Origin of the sequence: Streptomyces tatrensis (genome assembly GCF_049310065.1) — a bacterium.
Taxonomy (GTDB): domain Bacteria; phylum Actinomycetota; class Actinomycetes; order Streptomycetales; family Streptomycetaceae; genus Streptomyces.
The window spans coordinates 3,448,951-3,462,211 of the sequence record NZ_JBMDLB010000011.1; the positions used below are offsets into that span (position 1 = coordinate 3,448,951).

The 13,261-nt window shown below is 73.9% G+C and carries 13 protein-coding genes; 3 read left to right on the forward strand and 10 right to left on the reverse strand.

Features of this window, described 5'->3' with window-relative positions; translation table 11 throughout:
• The first annotated feature begins 20 nt into the window (after positions 1 to 20).
• Positions 21 to 1,073, forward strand: a complete 1,053-nt coding sequence (locus ACODT5_RS31400) for an FHA domain-containing protein (protein ID WP_422522509.1) — start codon at positions 21 to 23, stop codon at positions 1,071 to 1,073.
• A 75-nt stretch (positions 1,074 to 1,148) separates the two neighbouring features.
• Here ACODT5_RS31400 and ACODT5_RS31405 read toward each other — a convergent pair whose 3' ends face one another.
• From ACODT5_RS31405 to ACODT5_RS31415, 3 genes are all read right to left on the reverse strand, one after another.
• Positions 1,149 to 2,015 carry a hypothetical protein gene (locus ACODT5_RS31405; RefSeq protein WP_422522510.1) on the reverse strand — a complete coding sequence of 289 codons (867 nt, stop codon included), beginning with the start codon at positions 2,013 to 2,015 and terminating at the stop codon, positions 1,149 to 1,151.
• The gene (locus tag ACODT5_RS31410) at positions 2,012 to 2,389 is read right to left on the reverse strand and encodes a PadR family transcriptional regulator (protein ID WP_422522511.1); all 378 of its coding nucleotides are present in this window, start codon (positions 2,387 to 2,389) and stop codon (positions 2,012 to 2,014) included. Before ACODT5_RS31410 ends, ACODT5_RS31405 begins: the two co-directional genes overlap by 4 nt.
• 88 nt (positions 2,390 to 2,477) lie before the next feature.
• Positions 2,478 to 3,464 (reverse strand): methyltransferase domain-containing protein, encoded by a 987-nt coding sequence (locus ACODT5_RS31415; protein ID WP_422522512.1) that lies wholly within the window; start codon positions 3,462 to 3,464, stop codon positions 2,478 to 2,480.
• 115 nt (positions 3,465 to 3,579) lie between these two features.
• On the opposite strand from ACODT5_RS31415, the gene ACODT5_RS31420 reads away from it, so the two are divergent.
• Positions 3,580 to 3,984 (forward strand): globin, encoded by a 405-nt coding sequence (locus tag ACODT5_RS31420; protein ID WP_422522513.1) that lies wholly within the window; start codon positions 3,580 to 3,582, stop codon positions 3,982 to 3,984.
• Positions 3,985 to 4,198: 214 nt separating this feature from the next.
• Here the strand turns inward: ACODT5_RS31420 and ACODT5_RS31425 are convergent, their stop codons facing one another.
• From ACODT5_RS31425 to ettA, 3 genes are read right to left on the reverse strand one after another with little or no spacing between them, the layout of a single operon-like run.
• Positions 4,199 to 4,912, reverse strand: a complete 714-nt coding sequence (locus tag ACODT5_RS31425) for a DUF8010 domain-containing protein (RefSeq protein WP_422522514.1) — start codon at positions 4,910 to 4,912, stop codon at positions 4,199 to 4,201.
• Positions 4,909 to 5,361, reverse strand: coding sequence for an acyl-CoA thioesterase (locus ACODT5_RS31430; RefSeq protein WP_385368904.1), 453 nt, complete (start codon positions 5,359 to 5,361; stop codon positions 4,909 to 4,911). Before ACODT5_RS31430 ends, ACODT5_RS31425 begins: the two co-directional genes overlap by 4 nt.
• 18 nt (positions 5,362 to 5,379) lie before the next feature.
• The gene (gene ettA, locus ACODT5_RS31435) at positions 5,380 to 7,044 is read right to left on the reverse strand and encodes an energy-dependent translational throttle protein EttA (protein WP_422522515.1); all 1,665 of its coding nucleotides are present in this window, start codon (positions 7,042 to 7,044) and stop codon (positions 5,380 to 5,382) included.
• Positions 7,045 to 7,239: 195 nt separating this feature from the next.
• Here ettA and ACODT5_RS31440 point away from each other — a divergent pair, with 195 nt between their 5' ends.
• Positions 7,240 to 7,833, forward strand: a complete 594-nt coding sequence (locus ACODT5_RS31440) for a hypothetical protein (RefSeq protein WP_422522516.1) — start codon at positions 7,240 to 7,242, stop codon at positions 7,831 to 7,833.
• A gap of 64 nt (positions 7,834 to 7,897) precedes the next feature.
• On the opposite strand, the gene ACODT5_RS31445 is transcribed toward ACODT5_RS31440, so the two are convergent.
• The 4 genes from ACODT5_RS31445 to ACODT5_RS31460 form a co-directional block, all read right to left on the reverse strand.
• Entirely contained in the window at positions 7,898 to 9,385 is a 1,488-nt protein-coding gene (locus tag ACODT5_RS31445) for a bifunctional phosphatase PAP2/diacylglycerol kinase family protein (RefSeq protein WP_422522517.1), read from the reverse strand.
• Positions 9,386 to 9,457: 72 nt separating this feature from the next.
• Positions 9,458 to 10,819 carry a thioester domain-containing protein gene (locus tag ACODT5_RS31450; protein ID WP_422522518.1) on the reverse strand — a complete coding sequence of 454 codons (1,362 nt, stop codon included), beginning with the start codon at positions 10,817 to 10,819 and terminating at the stop codon, positions 9,458 to 9,460.
• A 68-nt stretch (positions 10,820 to 10,887) separates the two neighbouring features.
• Positions 10,888 to 11,295: a single-stranded DNA-binding protein gene (locus ACODT5_RS31455; RefSeq protein WP_422522519.1), complete on the reverse strand. Its 408-nt coding sequence runs from the start codon at positions 11,293 to 11,295 to the stop codon at positions 10,888 to 10,890.
• Between the two features lie 136 nt (positions 11,296 to 11,431).
• On the reverse strand, positions 11,432 to 13,258 hold the full coding sequence (locus tag ACODT5_RS31460) for a GTPase (protein WP_422522520.1): 1,827 nt from the start codon (positions 13,256 to 13,258) through the stop codon (positions 11,432 to 11,434).
• Positions 13,259 to 13,261: the final 3 nt, after the last annotated feature.

Sequence of the window (13,261 nt, forward strand, 5' to 3'; positions counted from 1 at the left end):
AAGAAGGAGGAAGCGCCGCGATGCCGACCTGCCCGAACGGGCACCAGTCCGCCTCCGACGACTGGTGCGAGGTCTGCGGCCACCGCATGGCCGCCCCCACGGGCAGCCCCGGGGCGCCCTCCTACGGCTACGGCTACCCTCCCACCGGCGAGCCGACCGCACAGGCCGAGCTCTGCCCGCAGTGCCGGACCCCGCGCGAGGCCATGGCCCCGTTCTGCGAGGAGTGCCGGTACAACTTCCTGACCCGTACGGCGACCTCGTACACCCCGGTCACCCCGGACCTGCCCCCGCCACCTGGCATGCCCGCGGCCCCGCAGCAGGGCTACTCCCAGGACCACTTCGACTACCAGGGCTCGCGGCCCTCCCGGGTCAACCGCCCGGCCGAGCCGCTGCAGCGCGAGGACGACTGGATGCTGCCGCCCCCGGCGCACCAGGAGTTCCAGCAGCCCCCGTACCAGCAGCAGCCGCCCCCGCAGCAGCACCAGCAGCCGCAGCCGCAGGCGCACCAGCAGCAGGCGCAGCAGGCTCCGCCGCAGTACCAGCAGCAGCCGTCCCGGACCGGGCAGTACCAGCCGCCCCAGCAGCCCCCGCACCACCAGCAGCATCAGGCGCCCCAGGCGCCTCAGCAGCAGCAGTCGTACCAGCAGCCCTACCAGCCCCAGGGCGGCGGGTCGTGGACCGCGACCATCGGTCCGGACCGCTCGTACTTCATGGCGATGATGCAGCGCAGCGGCCCGGAGGCCTCCGGGCTCGACCTGCCCGCGTACTCCCCCGAGCAGCACCTCCCGCTCGCCGGCGGCCAGATCACCATCGGCCGCCGCCGCGCCTCCACGGGCGAGTCCCCTGACATCGACCTGTCGGTGCCCCCGGAGGACCCGGGCGTCTCGCACCAGCACGCGGTGCTCGTCCAGCAGCCGGACGGCAGCTGGGCCGTGGTGGACCAGAACTCCACCAACGGCACCACGATCAACGGCGGCGAGGAGTCGATCCAGCCGTACGTGCCGGTTCCGCTCGCCGACGGGGACCGCGTCCACGTCGGCGCCTGGACCACGATCACCGTCCGGCGCGGCTGACCGGGCGCGCACCCCGGTCCTGAACGCGGCGAAGCCCCCCGGTGTGACCGGGGGGCTTCGCCGCGTTCGGGGTGCTCAGCCGCCGACCAGCGGATCCCGCGCGCTCCGCCGGCTCCGGACGCTCACCACCGCGGCGGCGACCAGCAGCAGGACGAGCAGACCGGCGAGGGCGAGCGGGGGCACCGTCCCGGGCGCGGCGCCGAAGTACAGGAACGGCAGCCCCGCGAGCAGGACGGCCGGCGCGGTGCGCAGCCGGGCGAAGGCCTGCCGTCCGGCCAGCAGCAGTCCGGCGGCCAGCGGTACGGCGAAGCGCAGCTGGGTGACCGGATACACCAGCGGGACCAGCATCACCGCGCTCGTCAGCACCAGCGTCCACGCCATCACCGCGAGCACCCCGGCCCGCGTGCGGATACGGGGAGCCGGCCTCAGGTCCGGCGGACAGGCCACCGCCACCAGGGCCAGGGCGAGCACCGGCCCGGTGAAGAGCGCGGAGGTGCCGATGCCCATCCGGACCGCAATGGCCGCGAGCACGGCCACCGCTCCCGCCAGCACGGTCCAACTGCCCGCCGACCAGCGGCCGGCCAGCGCGAGGAACACGCCGATCAGCATGACGAGGTAGGCCGCCACCGTGCCCACGAAGCCCGGACCGATCTCGTCCGGTCCCACGACGAAGAAGACGTTGCGCGTCAGTCCGGCCCAGCTCGACGCGGCGGCCCCGATGGCGACCAGGGCGAACGGCGCCAGCGCCGCCAGGAGCCGGCCGGGGCGTCCCGCGGAGCCCAGGCCGAGCCGCATGCGCAGGGCGTGCCCGGCCACGTCGGCGCCTTCCCGCACCCGGGCGGGCACCCCCGCCCCGCTCGTGGCCTCCTGGTACGCGTAGGCGATCTCGTCGCCGAACTCCCGCCGGTAGGCGGCGGGATACAGCTTCAGCAGCGCGCTCACCTGCCCACCGCCGTGCGGCCGACGCGGAGGGCAGTGCCGAGGGAGGCGGCGGACCCGCCGAGCCCCAGCCGCCGGGTGGCCTCCTGCGCGGTGCGCGCCAGCCGGGCCGCCTCGGCGGCCAGGGTCTCCCGGCCGCGCGGGGCGAGGGCGTAGCTGCGCCGCCGGCGTCCGTCGACCACCTCTTCCTCGTGGACGGCGATGAGTTCTTGTTCCAGGAGCCGCTCCAGGGCCCCGTAGAGCGTTCCGGTGCGCATCTTGGTGCGGCCTTCCGAAATCTTCTCGACCTCCTGGGCGATCGCGTATCCGTGCCGCGGGGCATCGGCGATCGCCGTGAGGATCAGCAGGGTCGGCTCGCGGAGAGCTTGATCATTCACATCCCGACCATAGCTCGGTAGCCGACATATGTCGATAGCCGACCTATGACGCCCCCGACTCTGACCGGCCCGCCTCTGACCGGCCCGCCTACGACTGGCCGGCCTCCCCCAGGGGCCACACGTAGGGCCCCTGGGGGTCGTCGAGCCAGCACCACTGCCCCGCGTCGCCGACCGTCACCCCGAAGCGCTCGCGCGCCGGCCGGTCCTCGCGCCGCCACAGGTCCAGCGCCTCCCTCGGGTGCAGGGCGCCCGAGGTCAGCACGAGCATGAACTGGAAGCGCTCGTTCTCCACCAGCTCGTACGGGATCCCCTGCGGCATCCCGTACGTGCCCGGCGGCGCGGCCGTGGCCCCGCGCAGCGGCACGAAGTAGGCCGGGGTGTGCAGGAAGCGGCCCTCGGCGAACCCGGCGTCCCGCACCGTGAGCGCGATCAGCCCGGTCGACAGCGGGGCCAGGATCCGGGCGCCGGGCCGGCACTGGCCCAGCCAGGCGTGCGGGATCAGCGGGATCGTGCAGGTCACCAGGATCCGGTCGAAGGGGCTGCGGGCGGGGCAGCCGCGCGCGCCGTCGCCGGTGACCACGGCCGGGTGGTAGCCGAGCCGGTCCAGGTGGGTGCGCGCCGACTCGGTGATCTCCTCGTCCAGGTCCACGGTGGTGACCAGCCCGTCGCCGAGCCGGTGGCAGAGCAGGGCCGCGTTGTAGCCGGTGCCCGCGCCGATCTCCAGCACGCTGTCCCCGTCGCGGACGTCCAGGGCCTCCAGCATCTTCGCCATCAGCGAGGGCTGGCTGCTGGAGGAGACCAGCTCGCCGTCGCGCAGCCGGGTGGCGAGCGGGGCGTCGGTGTAGACCCCGCGCAGCCAGCGGGCCCGCAGTTCGGGGTCGGGGTCCTCCGCCCAGAGCCGCTCGTGGCCGGCGCCGCGGCCGGTGTAGAAGTACGGGACGAACACGTGCCGGGGCACGGCGGTGAAGGCCGCCCGCCAGCGCGGATCCTCCAGCGCCCCGGTGGCGGTCAGCTCCCGTACCTGGGCGGCGTGCGCGGTCTCCCGCACGTCGCGTACCTCGGCGTGTGCGCCCATGTCTCCACTGTCCTGCGGACACCGCCCTGGTGCGACCGCGCCGCGAGCGCGCGGAGCGGGTCCCGGAGGTCCTAGGACCGGGGTCCTCCGTCCGGGCGTCTGAGACGATGGTCGGGTGAATGAGATTCCGCGGGGCACGGTCCAGGAGCAGACCTTCTACGAACTGGTGGGCGGCGAGGGCACCTTCCGCCGACTGGTCCACCGCTTCTACCAGGGGGTCGCCGAGGACCCGCTGCTGCGCCCGATGTACCCGGAGGGGGACCTCGGTCCCGCCGAGGAGCGGTTCGCACTGTTCCTGATGCAGTACTGGGGCGGCCCGAACACCTACAGCGAGAACCGCGGCCACCCGCGCCTGCGCATGCGGCACGCGCCCTTCCAGGTGGACGCCGCCGCGCACGACGCGTGGCTGGCCCACATGCGGGTGGCGGTGGACGAGCTCGCCCTCGCGCCGGAGCACGAGGCGCAGCTGTGGCGGTACCTGACGTACGCCGCCGCGTCGATGATCAACACCGCGGGCTAGGACGTCTCTTTCGAATCTTGTCGGTCAGGTCCGCGTCGTCCGGTGCCGTGCCTCGCCGCGCTGCCGGGGCTCCCGCGTACTGGACGTACTCGGGAGCCCCGGCAGAGCGGCGAGGTGCGGTGCCGGACGGCGCGGGCCCGGCAAGATCCGAAAGAGACGGCCTAGCCCGTACGGGATCCCGCGCGGGGGTCCCGTACGGCGCGGCCGGGACGGCCTAGACCGGCCGGACGAGCAGGGTGCCCAGGCCGCCGGGGCGGCGCGTGGCCACGGACCCGTACGGGGTGCGCAGCCGCAGCCAGCTCCCGGAGGCGAAGAGTGCCACCGGCTCGGGGGTTCCCGGCGGGGTGGGCGCGGCGGGCACGGTGGACCGTACGGGCCGCAGGAAGCCCAGGGACTGCGCGGCGTGCACGGCGCGCAGCGGAAGTTCGGTGTCGCCCAGCGTGCGGGACCAGATCTCGCGGCCGATGCGGTCGCGCTCGGAGCGGGTCCGGTGCTGCGGGGGCAGGGCCTCGTCGCGGGCCCGGAACTCGGCGACGGCCGCCGCCAGGGCCTTGGCCATCGCCTCGGGGCCGGGCAGCCCGGCCACCGGGGTCCAGCCGCCGCGGGGCGGGAGCACGCCCGCCCAGGGCGGTCCGGTGACGGCCGCCGGGACGACGGCGCCGGCCCGCTCGCCCTCGTCCACGGACTCCAGCAGCTCCCCGGCCGAGACGGTCAGGTCGAGCGGAGCGGACAGCGGCGCGGCGAGCCGGACCGTACGGACGGCCAGGACGTCGAAGGACGGCGGCCGCCCGAAGACGGCGAGCGCGCCGCCGCCGGCCTGCGCCTGCAGGCGGACGGCGGCGGCGCGGTCGTAGTGCACCAGCCGGCCCAGGAAGGCGGCGAGGTCCGCCGCCTCTCCGGAGTCGGCGAAGTGCAGCTGCTCGTTCATGCCGCGATGCCCTGTGCCTTCTTCGGCTCGTCCAGGTACTCCTGGAGGAAGAGCTTCTCCTCGGCCGTGATGCGGCGGGGCCGCCCCTCGGCGAGGTTGTAGGGCACGACCACGGTCTCGGCGCGCACGTAGACCGTCTCGGGCCCGTCCTCGGTCGCCTCGTCCTTGACCTCGTAGCGGATGGTCAGGGACGCGGCGCCTATCCGGGTCACCCAGGACTCGATGAGCACCGGCTCGTGACGGTGCACGAGGGGCAGCTTGTAGTCGATCTCGTGACGGGCCACGACGGAACCGCCCGTGAAGGACTCACTGCCCTCCCCCGGCGCGAGGCGGAACATGAAGTCGATCCGCGCCTCCTCCAGATAGCGGAGGAAGACGACGTTGTTGACGTGCCCGAAGGCATCCATGTCCGCCCAGCGGAGGGGGCATCGGTAGTGGTGTCTGGCCATGGCCCGTTTCCTCGGCCCTCAGCCTCGGGTGAGCTTCTTGTAGGTGGCGCGGTGCGGACGGGTCGCGTCCGCGCCGAGCCGCTCGACCTTGTTCTTCTCGTACGACTCGAAGTTGCCCTCGAACCAGTACCACTTGGACTCGCCCTCGTACGCCAGGATGTGCGTGGCGACCCGGTCCAGGAACCAGCGGTCGTGGGAGATGACCACGGCCGCGCCCGGGAATTCGAGGAGCGCGTTCTCCAGCGAGGACAGGGTCTCGACGTCGAGGTCGTTGGTGGGCTCGTCGAGGAGCAGCAGGTTGCCGCCCTCCTTGAGCGTCAGCGCCAGGTTGAGGCGGTTGCGCTCACCACCGGAGAGGATGCCGGCGGCCTTCTGCTGGTCCGGGCCCTTGAAGCCGAACGCGCTGACGTACGCGCGGGACGGCATCTCGACCTGGCCGACGTTGATGTAGTCCAGCTCGTCCGACACGACGGCCCAGAGGGACTTCTTGGGGTCGATGTTGGCGCGGCTCTGGTCGACGTACGAGATCTTGACGGTCTCGCCGATCTTGACGGCGCCGGAGTCCGGCTCCTCCAGGCCCAGCAGCATCTTGAAGAGCGTGGTCTTGCCGGCGCCGTTCGGGCCGATGATGCCCACGATGCCGTTGCGCGGCAGCGTGAAGGACAGGTCGTCGACCAGGACCTTCTCACCGAACGCCTTGGAGAGGTTGTTGACCTCGACGACGATCGAGCCCAGACGCGGGCCCGGCGGGATCTGGATCTCCTCGAAGTCCAGCTTCCGCACCTTGTCCGCCTCGGCGGCCATCTCCTCGTAGCGGGCGAGGCGGGCCTTGGACTTGGTCTGGCGCCCCTTGGCGTTCGACCGCACCCACTCCAGCTCGTCCTTGAGACGCTTCTGGCGCTTCTCGTCCTTGCGGCCCTCGACCTTGAGGCGGGTGGCCTTCTTCTCCAGGTAGGTGGAGTAGTTGCCCTCGTACGGGTGGGCGCGGCCGCGGTCGAGCTCGAGGATCCACTCGGCGACGTTGTTCAGGAAGTACCGGTCGTGGGTGACGGCGACGACGGCACCCTTGTACTGCGAAAGGTGCTGCTCCAGCCAGTTCACCGACTCGGCGTCGAGGTGGTTGGTGGGCTCGTCGAGGAGGAGCAGGTCCGGGGCCTCGATCAGCAGCTTGCAGAGCGCGACGCGGCGCTTCTCGCCACCGGAGAGGTTGGTGACGGGCCAGTCGCCGGGCGGGCAGCCCAGGGCGTCCATGGCCTGCTCCAGCTGGGCGTCGAGGTCCCAGGCGTTGGCGTGGTCCAGGACCTCCTGGAGCTTGCCCATCTCGTCCAGCAGCGCGTCGGTGTAGTCGGTCGCCATTTCCTCGGCGACCTCGTTGAAGCGCTTCAGCTTGCCCATGATCTCGGCGGCGCCGTCCTGGACGTTCTCCAGGACCGTCTTCGACTCGTCGAGCTTGGGCTCCTGCATGAGGATGCCGACGGTGAAGCCGGGAGACAGGTACGCCTCACCGTTGGACGGCTGCTCCAGCCCCGCCATGATCTTGAGGACGGTGGACTTACCGGCGCCGTTGGGGCCGACCACACCGATCTTCGCGCCGGGCAGGAAGTTCAGGGTGACGTCATCAAGAATCACCTTGTCGCCGTGCGCCTTGCGCGTCTTGCGCATGGTGTAGATGAACTCAGCCAAGAGAAACCGTCCGGCAGATCGATGGGTGGGCAGATACACCCCATCTTGCCTGACGTCCATCCCCGGGGGGAAACCCGTTCGGCCCCGAGACCACCCGACCGAGGTTCGCGAAACCGCCCCGGGGCCTTGTGCCGCACGGCAGGATGCCCTCGACGAGGGTGCGGCCGGGGGGCTGCGTCCGAGGTGGGGGGACGTATGGACAGCGGACTGATCGCGCTCGGAGCGGCCGTGGTCGGCGTGGCCGGAACTTTGCTGGCGACGGTGCTTTCGCAGCGGATGCTGGCGCGGGTGCAGGCGGCGCAGTTCGACCGGGAGCAGCGGGTCGACCGCACGCGGTGGCTGCGGGAGCAGGAGCTGGCGGAGCTGGCCCGGCGTCGCGAGTGCTACGCGGCGGCGAACGCAGCGTACCGGCGCTATCGGATCGGCCTCATGTCCTTCCTCTGGCTCGCGCACAGGTCGCAGGTCACCCCGGAGGAGCGGGCCGTGCTGGAGGAGGTCCGGGGCGGCCATCACGCCGCCTTCGCCGAGGCACAGATGATCGCCTCCGCCGCGGTGCTCGCCGAGCTGGACACCATGACGCGGGGCATGACGCGGGCCTACGCCCGCACGATGCGGCTGGCGGAGGGCACCCCCGAACCGGACGGGTCGTTCGAGGAGATCCACGCCCGGCTCGTCGGCCTCTCAGCGCGCGCCGACGTCATGCGGAGCGCGATGCGGGCCGACCTGGGCGTGGACGCCGTTCCGATGGGGCTGCCACCGTCCCCGCCCGGCCTGGCCCCGGGTCCGTGACGACTGCCCGGCCGGGGCGGGACGCGAAGGTGATTCCGGCGCGGCCGGGCGGGGGTGTCCTGCCTCAGTGGGGCCGGTACACGGTGAGGGCGTCGGGGAGCTCGTCCAGGACCAGGGCGGTGGGGGCCTGGGCGTATTCGCCGTCGTAGGCGAGCGGGGTGCCGGTGGGGATGTCGCTCACGCGCAGGCTGCGCAGCCGGGTGGCCACGTGGACCGGGGAGCGGGTGAGCGGGCCCGCGAAGGCGGCGGCGAGCAGCCGGGGGCCGGGGCGGCCGCCGCCGTGGACCAGGCGTACGTCGAGCAGGCCCTCGCCCAGGCTCTTGCGGTAGCGGGGCGCCGGGCCCGTGCCCTGGTAGGTGCCGTTGCCCGCGAAGAGCAGCCAGACGCTGCGCGGCTTCCCGGCGAGCTTGAGCCGTACGGGGCGCTCGGCGCGCAGCACCCGCCAGGCCGCCAGGAGGGCGGCGGGGCCGCCGCCGATCCGGGGGGCCCAGCGGAGCCGGTGGCCGAGCAGCTCCGGGTAGGCCCCGATGCTGAAGTTGTTCAGGAAGTACCCGGCCCGGGTGTCCTCGGGGTCCGGGCCTGGGGTGAAGCGGCCGACGCCGATGTGGACCGCGTGGCCGGCCGCGACGGCCCGGCAGGTGTCCTCGATCCCGGCGAGTCCGAGGTCGATCGCGAAGTGGTTGAGCGTGCCGCCGGGGAACACCGCCAGGGGGATCCCGGCGCGCAGTGCGGCGGTGGCGGCGGCGTTTATGGTGCCGTCGCCGCCGCACACGCCGAGCACGGTGGCCCGCTCGGCGGCCGCGGCCAGTTCCGCGGTGAGTTCCGGCCCCTGGCACTCGACGAGCTCGGCCTTCGGCAGCCGCTCCCGCAGCAGTACGTCGAGCCCCGTCGTGGCGGCCGTGCCGGACCCGGTGTTGATCACCACCGTGAGCCCGTTCCCGTCGGGCAGCGCGGGCGCCCCCACGGCGGCGCGCTCGTCACCGGGCACGATCCGGGCCACCTCGGCGTCCCGGGTGAGCCGGCGGACGACGAACCCGGCCGCCACCCCGAGCGCGGCGCCCGCGGCCACGTCCGAGGGGTAGTGGACGCCGGTGTACACCCGCGAGAACGCCACGGAGGCGGCGACCGGGGCCAGTACGGCGCCCCAGAGCGGGGACTCGAGCGCCACTCCGGCGGTGAAGGCGAACGCGGACGCGGCGTGCCCCGAGGGGAAGGACGTGGTCCGCGGCTGCGTGGTGAGCTGCCGCGCGGCGGGCACCCCGTCCAGCACCGGGCGCGGCCTGCGTACGGACCACTTGCCGACGGTGTTGATGGTCGCGGAGGCCAGTGCCAGCGACGCGGCCCCGCGTACGGCCGCCTTGCGGGCCCCGGCGGAGCCGAGGACGGCGATCCCGACGGCGGCGCCGCCCCAGAGCAGCCCGTGGTTCGCGGCCCGCCCGAGCCGGGGCAGCACCCGGTCGGCCCCGGGCCAGTGCCGCCGGGCCACCACGTCGAACAGCCACCGGTCCCCTCGTGCGACCGCGCCCCGCCAGGTCAGTTCTTGATCAGACATCCTCTGCCCCTACCCGAACCCCCGGATCCGAATCGGGGGCCCGGGCAGGAGCGCCCGGTCCCCGCCCCTGCCCTACTCCGGATGGGTCGACCGGTCCGGGCCGGGGCCGTCCTCCAGGGGGCGCTTGCGCAGGAGGATGACGACCAGGCCGCCCAGGACGACCAGGCCCACGGCGAGGGAGGCGATCACCGGGGTGGCCGCCGAGCTGCCGCTGGCGGCAAGCCGCTCCCCGGAGGTGTCCGGATCCGCGGCCGGCATGGACGCCGACAGGACGCCGGGGGATCCCGGGGCCCCCGGGGCTCCCAGCGCGGTCATCGCCCCTGGCGAGGCCGAGCCGCCGGACGGCTGGGCGGCGGCGGGGAGGCGGGGCCACTTCGCCGTCGCCGTGGCCACGGTGGCGGACTGGCTGGAGCCGGCCACGATCTGGACCTGCGCCGGGACCCCGCTGGTGAAGACCCGGCCGACCGGTACCCGGGTGGACCCGCGGAGGGTGACTTCGGCGCTGCCGTCCGGCGTCCCCTCGGGCACCTGGAAGTACAGCTTCGCTCCGTTGACGGCGGAGGTCACCGGCAGGCCCCGCGCGTCCACCACCCGCACCCCCATGGCCACGGCCGCCGCGTCCGGGGTCACGCTCACGCTCTGCGCGCCCGTCCGCACGGTGACCGGGCCGATCCGGGTGCCCAGCGGCCCCGACACCTCGCCGGGGTCCACCGCGAGCGACGCCGGCGGTTCGGGCAGCCGCCGCGCCGCCCGCTGGAGGTAGTCGGCCAGCTTCTCCGCGGCCGGGTCGAGGGCCTCCACCGATACGCCCTCGGCCAGCCGCCAGATCGCCACCTGGGTCCCGGCCGCGGCGCTCTCCGCGGTGAGCGCCGCCGCTCCGGCCGCCTTGGCGAGCCCGGCCAGATCGTTCAGCTGGGGGTAGGAGTGCTCGAGCACCCAGCGGATCCGGCCCGCGTCGCCCTTCCCGGCGAGCGGTGTGCCGTTCCACCCGATCTCCGTGAACCGGGCCTGGGGCTGCGCGTCTCCCGTGACGCCGACTCCGTACGTCTGGAGCATGCCGCCGCCGTCGACCCGCATCTCGTACAGCCCGGCCGGGATCTGCCGCACGGTTCCGTCCGTGCCGCGCAGGACCGCTTGTCCGTAGGTCTTCAGCCCGTCCAGGACGGCGCTCGCTCCCTCCGGCGTCCGGGGTGCGGCCGGGCCGGCGTCGGCTGCCGCCACCGCCCCCGGGGCCCCGGCCAGCGCGGCGGCGAGCAGGGCCAGCGCGATCGGCCGCCGTACGGAGCCCCGTATGGCCGCGGCGACCGCGGTGCGCGTCGCCGGTGCGCCGCAGGCCTGCGCGGCAGCGGGAAGCGGAACACCGCCCGGAGCGCCGACAGGAGCAACGCCGCTGACGGCGGCAGGAGCGGAGGGTGCGGGAACGTCAATCGACACAGTCTTCCCCTTCGGGCCGAAGGCCCAGGTACACATGAGTACCGGGGAATCCTAGCCTCCTCGAACACTCAGACCACCGCCGCCTTCTGAGTGGCCATCAGGGGCACGTCCGTCCTGACCACCCGGCGGAAGGCGGCCGTGCCGCGGTTCAGGTCGTGCCCGATGGCGGTCGCGTCGATGTCGGCCGAGAACCACCGGTTGCCCTCCCCGTCGGGCGGGTCCTCCCGCACCCGCAGCCTTCCGTGCACCACCAGCGGTTCACCCACGGAGACGGACCCGGCGAGGTTCACGGCGAGGCCGCGCCGGGCCCACACCGTGTAGAAGCTGGTGGGCGCGTCCGCCCAGGTCTCCTTCTTCCGGTCGTAGTACCTCGGGGTGACCGCGAAGCGGAACCGGGCCGCCGGCCCGCTCTGCGTGTCCTTGTAGTCGATCTGTGTGGCCACGTAGCCCACCAGCGTCACCTGGGTGTCGTTCATCCCGGCCGCCCTTCCGGGGCCCGGCGGCGCGCTCGACCACGCGCCGCCCGGACCCGCGTTCCCTACCCGTCCGGACCATCCGCACGAGGTGGGACCATGCTGGCGCGGGCGGCCGGAACCTGCCGGAGGCTGTGGACTACTGACGGGTTGTGGACAACTTCGCCACCGTCGCGTACTGCTCGCGCACCTCCCGGTAGCGCAGCAGCTCGGCCGCCACCGGCTCCAGCACCCGGGCCCGCCCGCAGCCGGCCGCGGCCTGCCGCAGCCGCCGCTCCGCGTCCTGCCCGTAGCGCCGTGCCGGACCCCGGGCCCCGATCGAACAGGCCCACTCCACCAGCGGTCCGCCGATGATCCCGGCCACCATCAACAGGACCGGCGGCATCAGTCGCGGCTCCAGGACCCCGACGATCTGCCCGACCAGCCACAGTCCGCCGAAGATCTGGAGCAGGGTCATGGCCGCCTGCGCCAGCACCGCCGCCGGCCACCACGAGGGGCGCGGCGGACGGGCGCTGGGCACCGTGACCGTCGGCCCGAGGGTCACCGCGATCTCGTCCAGCGCCTGGGGCAGCCCTTCGGCGCCGCGGACCGCGGTCTCCCGCACCGCCTGCGCCCAGGGGTCGGGCAGGCCCCGTACCGCCTCGTCCGCGACGGTCCGTACGGCCTGTTCCACCCGCTGGCGGGCCGTCACCTCTTCCTCGACCGGCGGGTCGAAGGCCGCCGGGGAACGCCCGATCGCCGCCAGCGCGGCGAGACCGGCCAGCGAGCGCGGGGAGCGCCGGCTCTCGTACCACCGCCACAGGCGCAGCCACGGGGTGCCGCAGGCCTTTCCGGCGTTGCGCCGCCAGGCCCGCTCGGCGGCGAGCCCGGCCGCGTACGCGCCGACGGCTTCAGCGAGCCGGTCCTCGAACTCGGCGCGCGCGGTCTCCCCGATCTCCGGCCCGGCGTGGCCGTCGGCCACGTAGAGCGGCCGCAGGCGGGCCGCGGCCTTGTCGACATCGGCGGAGATGCGGCGGGTCGCGGCGCCCTTCTCCTGGGTGAACTGTCCGAGCATCTCGCGCAGTTCCCCGACGCCTTCACCCGTCAGGGCGGAAAGTCCGATGACGGTGGCCCCGGGCTCGCCGTGTTCGCCGAGCGCGATCCCGTCGTCGTCGAGGAGCCTGCGCAGGTCGTCCAGTACGAGGTCGGCCGATTCCCCGGGCAGCCGGTCCACCTGGTTGAGCACGACGAAGGTCACCTCGGCGTGCCCGGCCAGCGGGCGCAGGTAGCGCTCGTGCAGGACGGCGTCCGCGTACTTCTCCGGATCCACCACCCACACCACCGCGTCGACCAGGGCCAGTACCCGGTCCACGTGGTCGCGGTGGGCTCCGACGGCCGAGTCCAGGTCGGGCAGGTCGACGAGGACCATGCCGCGCAGCACCTCGGCCTCCGAGGTCTCGCGGGGGCGGCGGCGCAGCCGTCCGGGGATCTCCAGGCGGTCCAGCAGTCCCGCGGCGCCGTCGGACCAGCTGCACGCGATGGGTGCGGCGGTCGTCGGCCTGCGCAGTCCGGTCTCGGAGATCTGCACTCCGGCGAGTGAGTTGAAGAGCGTGGACTTGCCGCTTCCGGTGGCTCCGGCGATGGCGACGACGGTGTGCTGCGCCGACAGCCCTCGGCGGGCGGCCGCCTCGTCCAGGACGCGTCCGGCTTCGGCGAGGGTCTTTCCGTCGAGGATCCTGGTCCGGGACAGCCCGATGAGCTGGCGCAGCGCGTCGAGGCGGACGCGCAGGGCCTGCGCCTCGGGGCTGAGCGGGGGCGCGGGGGCCTTGCCGCCGTCGCTTCCGGCTCCGGAAACCGCCCGTACGAGTGCTTCGTCGCCCTCCTCGTCACCGCTCGCGGGCCAGTCGTCCTCGCCGGCCCGGGGGCGCGAGCGGGCGATCAGTCCGTCGTCCCAGCGGTCGTCGGTGCGGTCGGTCAGGGCGGTCACCGC

Bases quoted from the DNA above. Each gene is read 5' to 3' on its own strand.
- ACODT5_RS31455 (WP_422522519.1), bottom strand. From the start codon at position 11,295: ATGAACGACACCCAGGTGACGCTGGTGGGCTACGTGGCCACACAGATC.
- ACODT5_RS31400 (WP_422522509.1), top strand. From the start codon at position 21: ATGCCGACCTGCCCGAACGGGCACCAGTCCGCCTCCGACGACTGGTGC.
- ACODT5_RS31415 (WP_422522512.1), bottom strand. From the start codon at position 3,464: ATGGGCGCACACGCCGAGGTACGCGACGTGCGGGAGACCGCGCACGCC.
- ACODT5_RS31440 (WP_422522516.1), top strand. From the start codon at position 7,240: ATGGACAGCGGACTGATCGCGCTCGGAGCGGCCGTGGTCGGCGTGGCC.
- ACODT5_RS31445 (WP_422522517.1), bottom strand. From the start codon at position 9,385: ATGTCTGATCAAGAACTGACCTGGCGGGGCGCGGTCGCACGAGGGGAC.
- ACODT5_RS31425 (WP_422522514.1), bottom strand. From the start codon at position 4,912: ATGAACGAGCAGCTGCACTTCGCCGACTCCGGAGAGGCGGCGGACCTC.
- ACODT5_RS31430 (WP_385368904.1), bottom strand. From the start codon at position 5,361: ATGGCCAGACACCACTACCGATGCCCCCTCCGCTGGGCGGACATGGAT.